This window comes from Roseateles sp. P5_E8, from assembly GCF_054177665.1.
On the sequence record NZ_JBGCUM010000032.1, the window covers coordinates 61,067 to 76,263 of the forward strand.

General features: G+C 69.1%; 12 protein-coding genes. 8 read left to right on the forward strand and 4 right to left on the reverse strand.

The features are described from left to right. Window positions 1-9 precede the first annotated feature (9 nt). Together ACXRVZ_RS18120 and paaZ are read left to right on the forward strand one after the other, a co-directional pair. Window positions 10-1,155, forward strand: coding sequence for an ABC transporter substrate-binding protein (locus ACXRVZ_RS18120; protein ID WP_457423367.1), 1,146 nt, complete (start codon window positions 10-12; stop codon window positions 1,153-1,155). Window positions 1,156-1,160: 5 nt separating this feature from the next. After that, window positions 1,161-3,203 carry a phenylacetic acid degradation bifunctional protein PaaZ gene (gene paaZ / locus ACXRVZ_RS18125; RefSeq protein WP_457423369.1) on the forward strand — a complete coding sequence of 681 codons (2,043 nt, stop codon included), beginning with the start codon at window positions 1,161-1,163 and terminating at the stop codon, window positions 3,201-3,203. On the opposite strand, the gene ACXRVZ_RS18130 is transcribed toward paaZ, so the two are convergent. Next, window positions 3,204-3,929, reverse strand: coding sequence for a C40 family peptidase (locus ACXRVZ_RS18130; RefSeq protein WP_458232665.1), 726 nt, complete (start codon window positions 3,927-3,929; stop codon window positions 3,204-3,206). Window positions 3,930-4,212: 283 nt separating this feature from the next. On the opposite strand from ACXRVZ_RS18130, the gene ACXRVZ_RS18135 reads away from it, so the two are divergent. After that, entirely contained in the window at window positions 4,213-6,114 is a 1,902-nt protein-coding gene (locus tag ACXRVZ_RS18135) for a propionate--CoA ligase (RefSeq protein ID WP_457423373.1), read from the forward strand. Window positions 6,115-6,161: 47 nt separating this feature from the next. After that, window positions 6,162-8,138, forward strand: a complete 1,977-nt coding sequence (locus tag ACXRVZ_RS18140) for a M3 family metallopeptidase (RefSeq protein WP_457423375.1) — start codon at window positions 6,162-6,164, stop codon at window positions 8,136-8,138. Window positions 8,139-8,303: 165 nt separating this feature from the next. Here the strand turns inward: ACXRVZ_RS18140 and ACXRVZ_RS18145 are convergent, their stop codons facing one another. Further along, entirely contained in the window at window positions 8,304-8,780 is a 477-nt protein-coding gene (locus ACXRVZ_RS18145) for a hemerythrin domain-containing protein (RefSeq protein ID WP_457423377.1), read from the reverse strand. Further along, window positions 8,777-10,174, reverse strand: a complete 1,398-nt coding sequence (argH, locus tag ACXRVZ_RS18150) for an argininosuccinate lyase (protein ID WP_457423379.1) — start codon at window positions 10,172-10,174, stop codon at window positions 8,777-8,779. The genes ACXRVZ_RS18145 and argH overlap by 4 nt, the downstream gene beginning before the upstream one ends. Window positions 10,175-10,237: 63 nt before the next feature. Between argH and ACXRVZ_RS18155 the strand changes: the two genes are divergently transcribed. The 4 genes from ACXRVZ_RS18155 to ACXRVZ_RS18170 all read left to right on the forward strand — a co-directional run bounded on the left by ACXRVZ_RS18155 (window position 10,238) and on the right by ACXRVZ_RS18170 (window position 14,400). After that, a complete protein-coding gene (locus ACXRVZ_RS18155; protein ID WP_458232666.1) occupies window positions 10,238-11,341 on the forward strand; it encodes a sensor histidine kinase in 1,104 nt (367 codons plus the stop codon). 70 nt (window positions 11,342-11,411) lie between these two features. Further along, window positions 11,412-12,239, forward strand: coding sequence for a LytR/AlgR family response regulator transcription factor (locus tag ACXRVZ_RS18160; protein ID WP_458232667.1), 828 nt, complete (start codon window positions 11,412-11,414; stop codon window positions 12,237-12,239). Beyond that, window positions 12,236-13,195 carry a hypothetical protein gene (locus tag ACXRVZ_RS18165; protein ID WP_457423385.1) on the forward strand — a complete coding sequence of 320 codons (960 nt, stop codon included), beginning with the start codon at window positions 12,236-12,238 and terminating at the stop codon, window positions 13,193-13,195. The genes ACXRVZ_RS18160 and ACXRVZ_RS18165 overlap by 4 nt, the downstream gene beginning before the upstream one ends. Beyond that, window positions 13,192-14,400, forward strand: coding sequence for a hypothetical protein (locus tag ACXRVZ_RS18170; protein WP_458232668.1), 1,209 nt, complete (start codon window positions 13,192-13,194; stop codon window positions 14,398-14,400). The genes ACXRVZ_RS18165 and ACXRVZ_RS18170 overlap by 4 nt, the downstream gene beginning before the upstream one ends. A 1-nt stretch (window position 14,401) precedes the next feature. Here ACXRVZ_RS18170 and ACXRVZ_RS18175 read toward each other — a convergent pair. Then, the coding region (locus ACXRVZ_RS18175; RefSeq protein ID WP_458232669.1) for an alpha/beta fold hydrolase at window positions 14,402-15,197 on the reverse strand (796 nt) is incomplete at its 5' end.

Below are 15,197 nucleotides of genomic sequence, written 5' to 3' on the forward strand. Positions count from 1 at the left end.
GACGACCCCATGAAGCAATTCAAGCAACTCGCCCTGGCCCTGGCGGCCACGCTGAGCCTGGCGGCCCAGGCCGACATCAACGTTGGCGTCACCGTGTCGGCCACCGGCCCGGCGGCCTCGCTCGGCATCCCGGAGAAGAACACCGTCGCGCTGATGCCCACCACCATCGCTGGCCAGAAGATCAACTACATCGTGCTGGACGACGCCTCCGACACGACCACGGCCGTGGCCAACACGCGCAAGTTCATCACCGAGAGCAAGGTCGACATCGTCATCGGCTCCACGGTCACGCCCAACTCGCTGGCGATGATCGACGCGGTGTCGGAGTCCGGCACGCCGATGATCTCCATGGCCGCCTCGGCCCGCATCGTCGAGCCCGTCGACGCGAAGAAGCGCTGGGTCTTCAAGACGCCGCAGAACGACATCATGATGGCCCTGGCCATCGTCACCCACATGGTGGACAACGGCATCAAGACGGCTGGCTTCATCGGCTTTGCCGATGCCTATGGCGAGGGCTGGTGGGGTGAGTTCAACAAGATCGCCGCGACCAAGAAGCTCAACGTCGTCGCGAGCGAACGCTACAACCGCACTGACACGTCGGTCACCGGCCAGGTGCTCAAGCTCGTGGCTGCCAAGCCCGACGCCATCCTCATCGCCGGCTCCGGCACGCCCGCCGCGCTGCCGCAGAAGGCGCTGAAGGAGCGCGGCTATGCCGGCAAGATCTACCAGACCCACGGCATCGCCAACAACGACTTCCTGCGCGTGGGCGGCAAGGATGTGGAAGGCACGCTGCTGCCGGCCGGCCCGGTGCTCGTCGCCGCGCAATTGCCCGCCGACCACCCGGTGAAGAAGAGCGCTCAGGACTACATCGCCAAATACGAGGGCGCGCACGGCAAGGGCAGCGTGTCGACCTTCGGCGGCCACGCCTGGGACGCCGGCCTGCTGCTGGCCGCCGCCGTGCCCGAGGCGTTGAAGAAGGCTCAGCCGGGCACAACAGCTTTTCGGGCCGCGCTGCGTGACGCGCTGGAGAACGTCAAAAACGTGTCGGGCGCGCACGGCGTGTTCAACATGTCGGCCGGTGACCATCTCGGCCTGGATCAGCGCGCGCGCGTGATGGTTCAGATCAAGGACGGGGCCTGGGTCTTGATCAAGTGATGACCATGCCGACCCTTGAGAGCTATATCGCCGGCCGCTGGGTCGGCTCCAAGGCGGCCAAACCGCTGGCCAGCGCCATCAACGGCCGCGTCGTCGCGCACACACACGAGGAATCGCTGGACTTCGCCGAAGCCATGGCCTTCGCGCGCGGCACGGCGCTGCCCAGCCTGCTGCGCACCCACTTCCAGGACCGCGCCCGCGTTCTGAAGGCGCTGGCCGCCTACTTGATGGAACGCAAGGAAGAGCTCTACGCGATCAGCGCCCACACCGGCTCGACGCGGTCCGACTCCTGGATCGACATCGAGGGCGGCATCGGCACGCTGTTCGCCTACGCCTCCATCGGCGGCAAGGACCTGCCCAGCAGCAATGTGCTGCACGAAGGCCCGCCCATGCGGCTGGGCGCCAACAACCACTTCATCGGCAGCCATGTGCTGGTGCCCAAGCGCGGCGTGGCCCTGCACATCAACGCGTTCAATTTCCCGATGTGGGGCATGCTGGAGAAGTTCGCGCCCAGCTTCCTGGCCGGCATGCCCTGCCTGGTCAAGCCCGCTACGGCAACCAGTTATGTCGCCGAGGCCTGTGCGCGGCTCATCGTCGATTCCGGCCTCGTGCCCACGGGCGCCTTGCAGCTCATCATCGGCGGCACGGGCGACCTGTTCGAGCGGCTGGATGAAGCCGACGTGGTCACCTTCACTGGCAGCGCCGACACCGCGCTGATGCTCAAGGCCCATCCCAATTTGCTGAAGAAGAGCATCCCCTTCAACGCCGAGGCCGACAGCCTGAACTGCGCCATCCTCGCGCCCGATGTGACGCCGGACGACCCGGAGTTCGATCTCTTCATCAAGGAAGTGGCGCGCGAGATGACGGCCAAGGCGGGCCAGAAGTGCACGGCCATCCGCCGCACCATCGTGCCGGCCAACCGCGTCGATGCGGTCGCCACGGCGTTGAAGGCACGCTTGTCCAAGATGGTGGTGGGCGACCCGGCCGTCGAGGGCGTGCGCATGGGCGCGCTGGCCAGCAAGGCCCAGCAGGCCGACGTGGCCGAGCGCGTCGCGCAGTTGGCGAAGAACTGCGAACTTCTGTTCTCTGAACGGGATGGCTTTGCGCCCAAGGGAGAAGGCGTCAGCGACGGCTCGTTCTTCGCGCCTACCTTGCTGCTGGCCCGGGACTCGGCGACCAGCGACGCTCACCACCTCGAAGCCTTCGGCCCCGTGACGACGCTGCTGCCCTACGGCGACTTCGAGGAAGCGCTGCACCTGGCCACGCTGGGCCGCGGCAGCCTCGTCGGCACCGTCTGCACCAAGACGCCGGCACTCGCCGCGCAAGCCGTGCCGACCTTTGCCGCCTGGCATGGCCGCATGCTGGTGCTGGACCGCGAGGCCGCGCTGGAGAACACCGGCCACGGCTCGCCGCTGCCCAAGCTCAAGCACGGCGGCCCCGGCCGCGCGGGCGGGGGCGAGGAATTGGGCGGCCTGCGCGCGGTGAAGCACTACCTGCAACGCTGCGCCGTGCAGGGCTCGCCAACGATGATCTCGGCCATCACCGGCGAGTACCAGCGCGGCGGTGCGGTCACCGAGAGCGACATCCACCCCTTCCGCCGCTACTTCGAGGATGTCGAGGTCGGCATGAGCCTGCTGACGCATCGCCGCACGGTGGGCGAGGCCGACATCGTCGCTTTCGGCGGCCTGTCGGGCGACTACTTCTACATGCACTTCGACGAGGTCGCGGCCAAGGCCTCTCCGTTTGGCAAGCGCATCGCGCACGGCTACTTCGTGCTGTCGGCAGCTGCCGGGCTGTTCGTCAGCCCCGCGCCCGGCCCGGTGCTCGCGAACTACGGGTTGGAGAACCTGCGCTTCGTCACACCGGTCGCCATCGGCGACACCATCCAGGCGCGCCTCACCGCCAAGCGCAAGATCGACCGCCCGCCGCGCGACGATCAACCCGCGCAGGGTGTCATCGGCTGGGACGTGGCTGTGACCAACCAGCGCGACGAACTGTGCGCGAGCTACGAGATCCTGACGTTGGTGGCCAAGCGAGTGGCCGGCTGATCAGCGAGCCAGCGGGCCTTCTGTGCCGGCGGCGGCCTTCAGGTCCGCGCGCCGCGCGCCCGTGAAGCGCTTGGCCCAGTAGGAGTCGCGCATGTCCTCCACGCGCACGGCGCTGCCGGTGCGGGGGGCGTGGATGAATTTGCCTTCGCCGACATAGATGCCCACATGGCTGAAGGTGCGCTTCATCGTGTTGAAGAACACGAGGTCGCCGGGCTTGAGTTCTTCGCGGCGGATGGACATCAGGCTGTTGTCCTTGGCCTGCTCGTCGGCACGGCGCGGCAGCACGAGGCCGACGCTCATCTCGAAGATGTGGCGCGTGAAGCCGCTGCAGTCGAAGCCGTTCTCGACCGAGTTGCCGCCGCGCGTGTAGCGCACGCCCAGGAAGTTCATGGCCGACAGCACGAGGTCCGACGCGGTGTCGCGCACGCTGGCCAGCAGGCGAGATGACCCGCCCGGCTCGCCGCTGGGCATCAGGCCGCGTTCGCTGAGGAAGCGGCTGACGGCGTCGCTCGCGGTGGCCGCCTGCGCAGGCTTGGCCGCTGCGGGCGTGGCCTTTTCGACGGCGGCTTGCTGTTGCAGGCTCTGGCCGTAGGCGCCCGTCATCGTGCCCGGCGGCGGTGTCGTCGTGGCCGCCTGCGCCACGCCCTGCGCATGCGCGGCGCAGCCGATGACCAGGAGGCCGGCGGCAGCGATGCGATTCAGCAGGGAGGGGAGAGCCAGGGGCATTCGGGACAGGAACCGGGGCGGGCCGCAAGGCGGTCGCGAGTAGCAGAGTTGGGACAGCGGCGCGGAGGGTAGGAGGCGACCCGGGCACCGTCAATCAAAGCTGGCGGAAAACCGGCGATTCTCAGGGCAAACCCCGTCGCTGCTAGGCGCTGACCGGGTAAAAACCCTGAAACATTTCACGCAAAGCGCCTGCGGGACCGCTGCCCATGCAGGCGTAGGACGATGCCGCTGCTTTTGACGGCGGTCAGATTGCCGTCAGTGCCTTCGGCCCACACTTGCTGGCATGACGCAGACCTATGCCGAATTCCACCAACGCTCGCTGAGCGAGCGCGATGCCTTCTGGGCCGAGCAGGCCGAGCGCATTGAGTGGCAGACGCCGCCGCAGCAGATCTGCGACGTGAGCCGCCCGCCGTTTGCGCGCTGGTTCGTCGGCGGCACGACCAACCTCTGCCACAACGCGGTGGACCGGCATGCGGCCAAGCGGCCGGATGAGCGCGCGCTGATCTGGGTGTCGACCGAGGTGGGCGAGGAACGCGTCTACAGCTTTGTGAAACTACAGGCCGAGGTCGAGGCCATGGCCGCGATGCTGGTGGCGCAAGGTGTGGAGCAGGGCGACCGCGTGCTGATCTACATGCCCATGATCCCGGAGGCGGCGTTCGCCATGCTGGCCTGCGCGCGCATCGGCGCCATCCACTCGGTGGTGTTCGGCGGCTTTGCTTCCAGCAGCCTGGCCAGCCGCATCGACGACGCGGCGCCCAATCTCATCGTCAGTGCCGACGCCGGCAGCCGCGCGGGCAAGCGCATTGCGTACAAGCCGCTGCTGGACGAGGCCATCGCGCTGTCCACGCACAAGCCCACGGCCGTGCTGATGGTGGACCGCGGCCTGGTGCCCTTTGACCGCGTGGCCGGCCGTGACATGGACTACGCTGAATTGCGCCGTCAGCACGAGGGCGCGCGGGTGCCCTGCGCCTGGCTGGAGTCCAACAGCATCAGCTACACGCTCTACACCAGCGGCACGACGGGAACACCCAAGGGCGTGCAGCGGGACGTCGGCGGACATGCGGTCGCGTTGGCCACGAGCATGGACTGGATCTTCGGCGGCAAGCCCGGCGAGACGTTCTTCTCCACCAGCGACATCGGCTGGGTCGTCGGCCACAGCTACATCGTCTACGGGCCGCTGATTGCCGGCATGGCGACGCTGATGTACGAGGGCACACCGGTCAACCCTGACGCCGCGGTGCTGTGGAGCCTGGTCGAGAAGTACCGCGTCACCGTCATGTTCAGCGCGCCGACCGCCGTGCGCGTGCTGAAGAAGCATGACGCCGCGCTGCTGAAGCGCCACGACCTTTCCAGCTTGCGCGCGCTCTTCCTCGCCGGCGAACCACTGGACGAGCCCACCGCGCGCTGGATCTCGGATGGCTTGGGCGTGCCCATCATCGACAACTACTGGCAGACCGAGACCGGTTGGCCGTTGCTGACGGTAGCCCACCACATCCCCGGCGTGGCGGCCGTGCCGACGCGCCTGGGTTCGCCCGGTGTGCCGATGTATGGCTATGACGTCAAGCTGCTCGACGAGAACACCGGCGCGGAGCTGACCGAGCCGAACCAGAAGGGCGTGCTGGTCATCGAGCACCCGCTGCCGCCGGGCGCGCTGCAGACGGTGTGGGGCGACGACGCTCGCTTCGTCCGCACCTACTGGCAGAGCGTGCCGGGCCGCGAGGTCTACTCGACCTTCGACTGGGGCGTGCGCGACGCCGATGGCTACACCTTCATCCTGGGTCGCACCGACGACGTCATCAACGTGGCCGGCCACCGCCTGGGCACGCGCGAGATCGAGGAGTGCATCTCGGGCCATGCGGCGGTCGCCGAGGTCGCCGTCGTCGGGGTCGCCGATCAGCTCAAGGGCCAGGTCGCCATCGCCTTCGTCGTGCTGCGCGACCCGGGCCAGGCCTCGCCCGAACTGCAAGGCGCGGTCATGAAGCATGTGGACTCGCAGCTGGGCGCCGTCGCCCGGCCGGCGCGCGTGCTGTTCGTGACGCTGCTGCCCAAGACCCGCTCCGGCAAGCTGCTGCGCCGCGCGCTGCAGGCCGTGGCCGAGGGGCGCGACCCCGGCGACCTGACGACGCTGGACGATCCGGGTGCGCTGGCCCAGGTCAAAACGCTGTTGGGTATGCCAAACGGCTGAGCGCGGCCCTCGCGCCAGAATCGCGGGCTTCCCACAAGGAGAGCCCGATGAAACCCGTCCAGATCACCCTGGCCGCGCTGCTGCTGACCGTCGCCGCCGCCCAGGCGCAGCAACCCAAGCTGCCCGCGCCCAACTTCCCCGCCTATACCTCGGTGGCCGACGTGCAGAGCCGCTGCGATACCGGCCTCAAGGGCGCCAGGCAGCGCGTCGCCCAGCTTGAAAAGCGCAAGGTCGATGCCGGTTGGCTGGCCGCGCTGGACGACCTGACCGTCCACCTGGAAGACCACCAGGGCCCCAACGACTTCGTCCTCAACGTCCATCCCGACAAGGCCATCCGCGACGCCGCCCAGGCCTGCTCGCTGCGCTGGGCCGACTTCGTCTCCAGCCTGGGCCAGAACGAGAAGGTCTACAAGGCGCTGCAGAAGGCGCCCAAGGCCGACGGCATCGACGCCGAGTTCGTGCGCCTGGCCTCGGGCCAGTTCGAGGACAGCGGCGTGGCGCTACCCAAGGCGAAGCGCGAGCGCGCCAAGCAGATCCTGGACCAGCTGACCGAGCTGGATCAGCAGTTCAACAAAAACATCCGCGACGCCGGCACCCGCGTCGCCTTCACCGAGGCCGAGCTCAAGGGCGTGCCCGCCAGCGTGTGGGAAAAGGCCAAGCGCGACGACCAGGGCCGGATCCTGCTGGGCGTGGACTACCCGAGCTATGTGCCGGTCATGCGCACGGCCGAAAGCAGCGAGGCCAGGGAGCGCATGTGGCTGGCCAAGACCAACGAGGGCGGCCAGCCCAACCTCGACCTGCTGGCCCGCATCGTCACGCTGCGTGGCGAGTACGCAGGCCTGTTCGGCTTCAGCAACTACGTCGACTTCAACCTGCGCCGCCAGATGGCCAAGGACGGGGCGACAGCGACGCGCTTCCTCGACTCGGTGACCGGCGCCGTCAATGCGCGCGAGAAGACCGAGCTGGTGGAACTGCGCGCCGCCAAGGCTCAGCATGTCGGCACGGTGATGGACCAGACCACGGTGCAGCGTTGGGACGCAACGTTCTACAGCGAGCGCGTCAAGCGCGAGAAGTTCAGCGTCGACCAGAACGCCTTCCGCCCCTATTTCCCGCCCCAGGCCAGCCTGGAGTTCGCCATGCGCATCATCGAGAAGCTGATGGGCGTGAAGTACCAGCGCGTCGACAACAAGCTCTGGCACGAGGAGGCGCAGACCTATGTCGTCAGCGACGCCGCCACGGGCCAGCCCATCGCGCAGATGTATGTGGACCTCTACTCGCGCGACGGCAAGTACAACCACGCGGCCGTCTGGCCGCTGCGCGGCAGTGCCACGCGCATCAAGCGCACGCCCGTCGCGGCGCTGGTCGTCAACTTCGACCGAAACGGCCTGACGCTGGACGAGGTGGAGACCCTGCTGCACGAGCTGGGCCACGCGGTGCATGTGAACCTGTCCAAGACGCGCTACGCGGCCACGGCCGGCACGACGGTCATGCACGACTTCGTCGAGGCGCCATCGCAGATGCTGGAGGACTGGGTCTACGACAAGCAGGTGCTCAAGCTGATGCAGGCCGTCTGCCCGACCTGCAAGCCGGTGCCGGACGCGATGGTCGACCAGGCTGTTGCGGCCAAGCACTACGGCAAGGGCGGGCTGTTCGGCCGCCAGCACCTCTACGCCAGCTACGACATCACGCTGCACCAGCAGGCCAAACCCGAGCCGCTGCCGCTGTGGGCCAGCATGGAAGGCGCCACGCCGCTGGGCTATGTGCCGGGCACGATGTTCCCGGCCGGCTTCGCCCACATCGCGGGCAGCTATGGCTCGGGCTACTACGGCTATCTGTGGAGCCTGGTTGTCGCCATGGACCTGCGCACGGCCTTCGCGGCCGACAAGCTCGGTGCGGACACCGGCAAGCGTTATCGCGACCTGGTGCTGGGCCAGGGCGCGCAGAAGCCGGCGCCGGAATTGGTCAAGGACTTCCTCGGCCGCGAGTCCAACTCGCAGGCGTTCTTCGACTATCTAAAGAAATAGGGGGTTGGGCGCGCGCTGCCCAGGCTTCGTCGCAAGCACCAATAGGTGGACGGCCGGGATGCGGGGGCGCGCAATTGCGCAAGTAAAGGAGGAGGGTCGCGTAGCGGCCCGGGGGACATGGAGCAATTGCGTGCCCCCGCGTCCCGGCGCAACCAGGTCAGCGCGTCAGTTCCCGCAACTGCCCGTGCCGCAACTGTGTTCGGCGGCTTCAAGCACCGCCTCACGGCATTCGCCCGTCACCGGGTCAAAGCCGCGCTGCTCCATCGTGAACACCAGCGCCGCGTCCATCATCTCCGCGTGCTGCGGAAACCAGCCCGCCAGCTCCGTGCGCAGGATGTTCAGCGGCTCGCGGTCGTTCAGCTCGGTGGCGTAGCGCAGCGCCTCTCGCATCACGTTCAGCACCATGGCGTGCTGGCTGCTGTGGCAGTTCTGCGCCTCGAAGCCGCAGCGCGCCATCCAGTCCTCCTCCATCGCGAAGTGGGCCTCGGTGTGGGCCAGCAGCGCGTGGTAGGCGGGCAGGGCGTCGACGCCCTCGTCCAGCGCGGCGCCGAAGGCGTTCAGCAGTCCGACGAACTCTTCGTGCGTCGTGTCCAGCGTCGGCTGGTTCAGCACCAGCTTGTCGGTCCAGGCAAGCGTGCTCATGCGAGGCGAGCCTGATGCCGTGCCACTTGCGCCCGCACCTGTGCCGGCGCCGTGCCGCCCAGCACGTTGCGGGCATTCAGCGAACCTTCCAGCGACAGCACGTCGAACACATCCGCCTCGATGCCCGCGTCGAAAGCCTTCAGCTCATCCAGCGACAGCGCGGCCAGGTCCACGCCCTTGGCCGTCGCCGTCTTCACGGCGTGCGCGACGACTTCGTGCGCGTCGCGGAAGGCCACGCCCTTCTTGACGAGGTAGTCGGCCAAGTCGGTTGCCGTGGCGTGGCCCTTCAGCGCGGCGGCGCGCATGGCTTCGGGCTTGACGGTCAGGCCGGCCAGCATGTCGGCAAAGATGCGCAGCGTGTCCTTCAAGGTATCGACCGTGTCGAACAAGGGTTCCTTGTCCTCCTGGTTGTCCTTGTTGTAGGCCAGCGGCTGGCCCTTCATCAGCGTGACCAGGCCGACCAGGTGGCCGACGACGCGGCCGGTCTTGCCGCGCGCCAGTTCGGGCACGTCGGGGTTCTTCTTCTGCGGCATGATCGACGAGCCGGTGCAGAAGGCATCGGGCAGGGCGATGAAGCCGAAGTTCTGGCTCATCCACAGGATCAGCTCCTCGGACAGCCGGGAGATGTGCAGCATGACCAGCGTGGCGGCCGATGAGAACTCGATGGCGAAGTCGCGGTCGCTGACGGCGTCCAGGCTGTTCTGGCACACGCCTTCCATGCCCAGCGTCTTGGCGACGCGCTCGCGGTCCAGCGGGTAGCTGGTGCCGGCCAGCGCGGCGGCGCCCAGCGGCAGGCGGTTGACGCGCTTGCGCGTGTCGGCCATGCGCTCGGCGTCGCGGGCGAACATCTCCACATAGGCCAGCAGGTGGTGGCCGAAGCTGACCGGCTGGGCCACCTGCAGGTGGGTGAAGCCGGGCAGGATGACGTCGGCATGCTTGTCGGCCTGCTCGACCATCACGCGCTGCAGGCCGTTCAGCAGGCCGGTGATCTCGTCGATCTCGCCGCGCAGCCACAGGCGCACGTCGGTGGCGACCTGGTCGTTGCGGCTGCGCCCGGTGTGCAGGCGTTTGCCTGCTATGCCCACGCGCTCGGTCAGCCGCGCCTCGATGTTGAGGTGCACGTCCTCCAGGTCTAGCTTCCACTCGAACTGGCCGGCCTCGATCTCGGCGGCAATCTCGTTCAGGCCGCGCTGGATGGCGGCATGGTCCTCGGCGCTGAGGATGCCCTGTGCGGTGAGCATCTCTGCATGTGCCAGGCTGCCGGCAATGTCGGCGCGCCACAGGCGTTGGTCGAAACCGACGCTGGCCGTGTAGCGCTTGACCAAGTCGCTCATGGGCTCGGAGAACAGGGCGGACCAGGCTTGGGACTTGTTGGCGAGTTGGTTGTCTGACATGGAGCGAGCGTCGAAATTCCACGCGCACAATCGCGCGCAGCCCGCGATTATCGAACGCCAGACATGCCTTTCTTCCAGCGCCGCAAGTCCGCGCCGCGCCAGGCCGCGTGGCAGGACTCCCTCCAGGTCAGCCAGTGGCTGGGCTTTGCGTCGACGCAGTCGCCCCAGCTCAACGCCGCGCCGCTGCTGGACCCGACCCGCGCCTTCGACGTTTGTCACGTCGGGCTGGTGCTGCGTACCGTGCTGGGCGTGCAGATGCTGCTGGCCCTGTGCACCGCACTTGTCGCGCAGGATGGCGCGCAATGGCTGATGCTGACGGCCAACGGCACCGTCGTGACGATGTTTGCCGCGCTGTCATGGCTGCTCGTCGTCTGCGCTGGCAAGCGGCTGTGGCCGCGCCTGCCCGAGCCCGCCCAGTGGCTGGCGCTGATGGCCCTGGGCGGCGTGGCCGCGTCCTGCGGCTTCGCGCTGCTCAACCTCACCAACGAGGAACCCGCCTCGCCCTGGCGCTGGGGCAGCATCGCCGCCACTGGCGCCAGCGGCGCGGCCCTGCTGCTGGCCTGGCTCAAGCTGCGCGAGCACACCCAGCGCCCGGCCGACGCGCTGGCCCAGCTTGTCGAGCTGCAGTCGCGCATCCGGCCGCACTTCCTGTTCAACACGCTCAACAGCGCCATCGCCCTGGTGCAGATCGACCCGGCACGCGCCGAGGGCGTGCTGGAGGACCTGGCCGAACTCTTCCGCGTGGCACTCGCCGGCTCCAGCGCCTCCGTGACGCTGGCCGAGGAGGTGGAGCTGGCCAAGCGCTACCTGGCCATCGAGCAGATCCGCTTCGGCGAGCGGCTGCGGGTCACCTGGCACCTGGACCCGGCCGCGAACCACGCCAGGCTGCCGCCCTTGCTGCTGCAGCCGCTGGTGGAGAACGCGGTGCGCCACGGTGTCGAGCCCAATGACGAAGGCGGCGAGCTGGAGGTGACGACCGTCAGGCGCGGCGCCGAGGTCGAGATCCGCATCGTCAACAGCGTTGGCGCGCCGGCCCGCACCAGCGGCCACGGCCTGGCGCTGCGCAATGTGCGCCAGCGGCTCAACCTCATGCACGACGTTGCCGCGCGCTTCGACCTCGAATCCACCGACACTCGTTTCGCTCTGCGTATCCAGCTGCCGCTATGAGCCACGCACGGCCGCCCGAAGGGGCTCGCTCCCTCTTGGAGGGACAGCGCGAAGCGCGAAGGGAGACCACATGACATTGCGCATCCTCATCGTCGACGACGAACCCCTGGCCCGGCTGCGCCTGCGCGGCCTGGTGGAAGCCATCACTGAGCCGCGCTGCGAGGTGGCCGCCGAGGCCGCCACCGGTGCCCAGGCGGCCACTTGGCTGCGCGACCACGGCTGCGACCTGGTGTTGCTGGATGTGCAGATGCCCGGCGTCGACGGCCTGCAGTTCGCCGACAGCCTGGCCCAGCGCGCCGCCGCCGGCCATGGCGTGCCCCTCATCGTCTTCGTCACGGCCCACGCCATGCACGCGCTGCGCGCCTTCGAGCTGGACGCCATCGACTACCTCACCAAGCCCGTGCGCCGCGAACGCCTGCAGGCCGCGCTCGCGCGTGTCGCCCAGCGCCTGAACGAGCGCGCCGCCGTGCAGGTGCAGCAGCCAGCACCCATCGGCGACAAGCCGGCCGCGTCGGACGCCGACTTCATCACCATCACCGACCGCGGCCGCCTCAAGCGCGTGCCGGTCACCGAGGTGCTGTATTTCAAGGCCGAGCTCAAGTACGTGACGCTGCGCACGGCCAGCGAGAGCCATGTGATGGACGGTGCGCTGTCCGATCTGGAGCAGCGCCACGGCGACCGATTTTTGCGCGTGCACCGCAACGCGCTGGTGGCCCGTTGGGCCGTGCGCGAACTGGAGCGCCACGCGGTGACCAACTTCGGCGAGTTGGACGGCGCCGGCGATGCCGACACCGGCGACGGCTGGGCCGTGCGCATCGTGCATGTGGACGAATGGTTGGCTGTGTCGCGCCGGCAGGTGGCGGCGGTGCGGGAGGCGCTGGCGGGGAACCGCGCTTGAGGCGCATCGTGATGCACGCGCTGCGGCTGGCGCGCTGGTGGCCGCTTGCAGCGGCGATGACGGTGGCGAGCAGCAGCGCGCAGATGGCCGAATCCTGCGCGCGTCGAGCTGCCCAGATCCAGCTCCGCGTTACACCGGCGGCGCCAGCAGCGGTTGCCCCGTTGAAGGCGCGCCAGGACACGCGCTCCCTGGCGCTGGCCGACTATCTGATCGCGGCGTCTGGCGCTGCGCAGGCCGACGCCGCCCGCGCCCGCCTGCAGGATCGTGCCCGTTCCTCCACCGACCCGATGATGACGGTGCTGGCCCTGCACATGCCTTGCGTGCGAACAGGCTGCCGCAACATCGAGGCCTCGCAGTGGTCGCGGTTGGACCCCGCCAACCTGTTCGCCTGGCTGGCCTTGCCGGCGCGGTCGGGGGCGGACGGCCGCTACTTGCTGGATGAGATCAGCAGCCATGTGCGCTACGCGCGCAGCTACCAGCAGGAGGCCGAGGTGCTGCTGCAAGACCTGCCGCCGACCGGGCTCGAAGTGCGCCAGCCCTGGGGCCTCCTCAACGTTCGCGCACTGGCCAGCCACTGCCGTGCCGTGGGCGACGTCACCACGGCTGCGCGCTGCGAGGCGGTGGCGGAGCTGCTGTGGGCCGATGGTGGCGCGACGGAACGGCTGATTGCATTGATCCTGGCCCAACAAGCTCCGGCACTGCTGCCGGAGCGCCGCGCGGTCTGGGGGCCGCGGCTGCGCGAGCTGGAGCTGGCGATCCGTCACCGCAGCCCGCCGATGCCAGCGGGGCCTGCGACGCGGGAGCAGGTGTGCGAGGCCATCGCGCTGCCACGCGCCGGTGAACGCGCGGCCATGAGCGAATCGGACCGGGCTCGCGTGCTGTTGCAGGCCACTGGTCTGTCCATCTGGGAGCTGCGCTCGCGACCGCGGGCCGATGCGATCGGGACTCTGCCTTGAGGAAGGGCTCACGCTGGGCGGCGCTGGTTTTGCGCAAACGCTTCGTGGCGTTCTTCCTCCTCATCGTCGTGGTGGCCACAGGGGGATCCCTGGTGCATTGGCGGGCGCGGAGCGTGGCGGCGGAAGCGGGCGGGCCGGCGGTACCCGTTGCTGCTGCATCGGCCGGCCCGATGGTTGCGGGTGCCCTTGCGTCCTCCAGCAGTGGCGCTGCAACACCCACCGCTTCTGCGGTGGCGGCCGGGGCGGCGCCGGATGTAGAGGACATGCAGATCCCGCCAGAGGGCTTGGAGGTCTGCGGCGTGCGGCGGGTGCCGGCGGACGAGCTGCGGCGTTGGAAGGCCGACCCGGTCCGGGGCAAGGCTGAGCTTCAGCAGATAGACGAACAGGTGCAGCGCATCGGCGCCGCCGGTCTGGCGCGCATCTCGGCGCGGTTGGCGGCTGGCAATGACCGCCAGCAGGTGGCGGCGCGGCTGCTGATGCAGGACCGCGATGGCGCAGCCCTGCTGGCCGAGCGCAGCACCGATGCACAGGCCTACCAGATGGCCTTGACGGCATGTGGTGGGCCTGGTGGCGATACGCCGAATTGCGCGAGGTTGAACCCGCGCCGCTGGGCCGAGCTGGACCCGTCTGACGCGCGCCCCTGGCTGCGGTTGATGGAGGCCGCGCATCGTCGCAAGGACGCTGCTGGCGTGGCCGCGGCGCTGGCTGAGGCTGCCGCGCGACCTCGGTTGTCGCGCGGCTCCTATCTGCTGGAGGCAGAGGCGGTGGCGGTCTCGGATGTCGTGCCGGAAGCTGCTGACCTGGGCCATGCGTTGGTGGTTGTCATCGGCACCGATGCCGCAATGCCTGGCTTCGACTTCGGCGGGCCGCTGCGGGCCTGCAAGGGCGAAGGGCTGCTCGACACGACGCGGCTCGGACAATGCCGCGCGTTCGCGCGCCAGGCGCTGGCGAACGCCACTGACCTCGGCGAAGCGCAGGTGGCGCAGAAGCTGGCTGATCGCGTTGGGGTGCCGCGCGAGCAGCAGACGCATGACGCTGCGACGTTGAAGGCCGCGCAGGATCGCTTCGTTGCGCGAGCGATCGACGCCGTCGGCATGGATTGCGCCGGCATGCTGCGCCTGAAACAGCTGTCCACCGAGCGGGCTGCGTCGGGCGAACTCGTCATGGGTTTGGCGCTGTTGCCGGCCCGTCAGCCGGCGCGCTGAGTCAACCCACGGCCGACGCGCCCTGCACCGCCCTCAGGTGCTCCAGGATCAGCGGATTGACCCGCTCAGCCTCGGCAATGGGCGCCATATGCCCAGCGCCTTCCAGCCCCACCAGTTGCACGCGGGGCAGCTTGCCGGCCAGCGTCTGCGCCACGCGCCGCGCACTGGCGCGCGTGGCGCCGCCGCAGATCAACCGCACGGGTATATCCAGCGTGGCCAGTTCGGCATCGCTCCAGCGCGTGGCGGCCAGGGCCTCGAAGTGGCGGCTGATCGTCGGCATGGGCTCGGCGAGGCGGGCACGCTGGGCGACGTCCAGCTCGGGCCAGACGTCGCGCCCCTGCCAGTAGCCGACGAAGCCGCGCGCGGCCTGGTCCAGGTCGCCGCGCTCCAGCGCCGCAGCCACGTCGGCGGCGACCTGCTGGGCTTCATGCCATTCGGGCAGGTCCTCGCCCAGCGCCGGCAGCACGCCGAAGGCGACCGGTTCGTACAGCGTCAGCGAGCGCACGCGGTGGGGCTGCTGGAGCGCGATCTGCAGTGCCGTGGCGGCGCCGTAGCTGTGGCCCACCAGATGGAAGGGCTGGTCGGGCGACAGGTCCAACCCGGCCAGCACGCCGTCGGCTTCGACGCCGAGATGACTGGCCACGCCGGCAGGCCAGCCGGGGCGGCCGCCGTGGCCCATCAGGTCGGGCGTGTGCCATGGCCAGGCCGAGCCGCCGTCGGCGACCAGGCGGCGCCATTGCTTGCCGCCGGCACCGCTGGAGTGCAGGCACACCACTGGGTCGGCTGCGGGCGTGGGC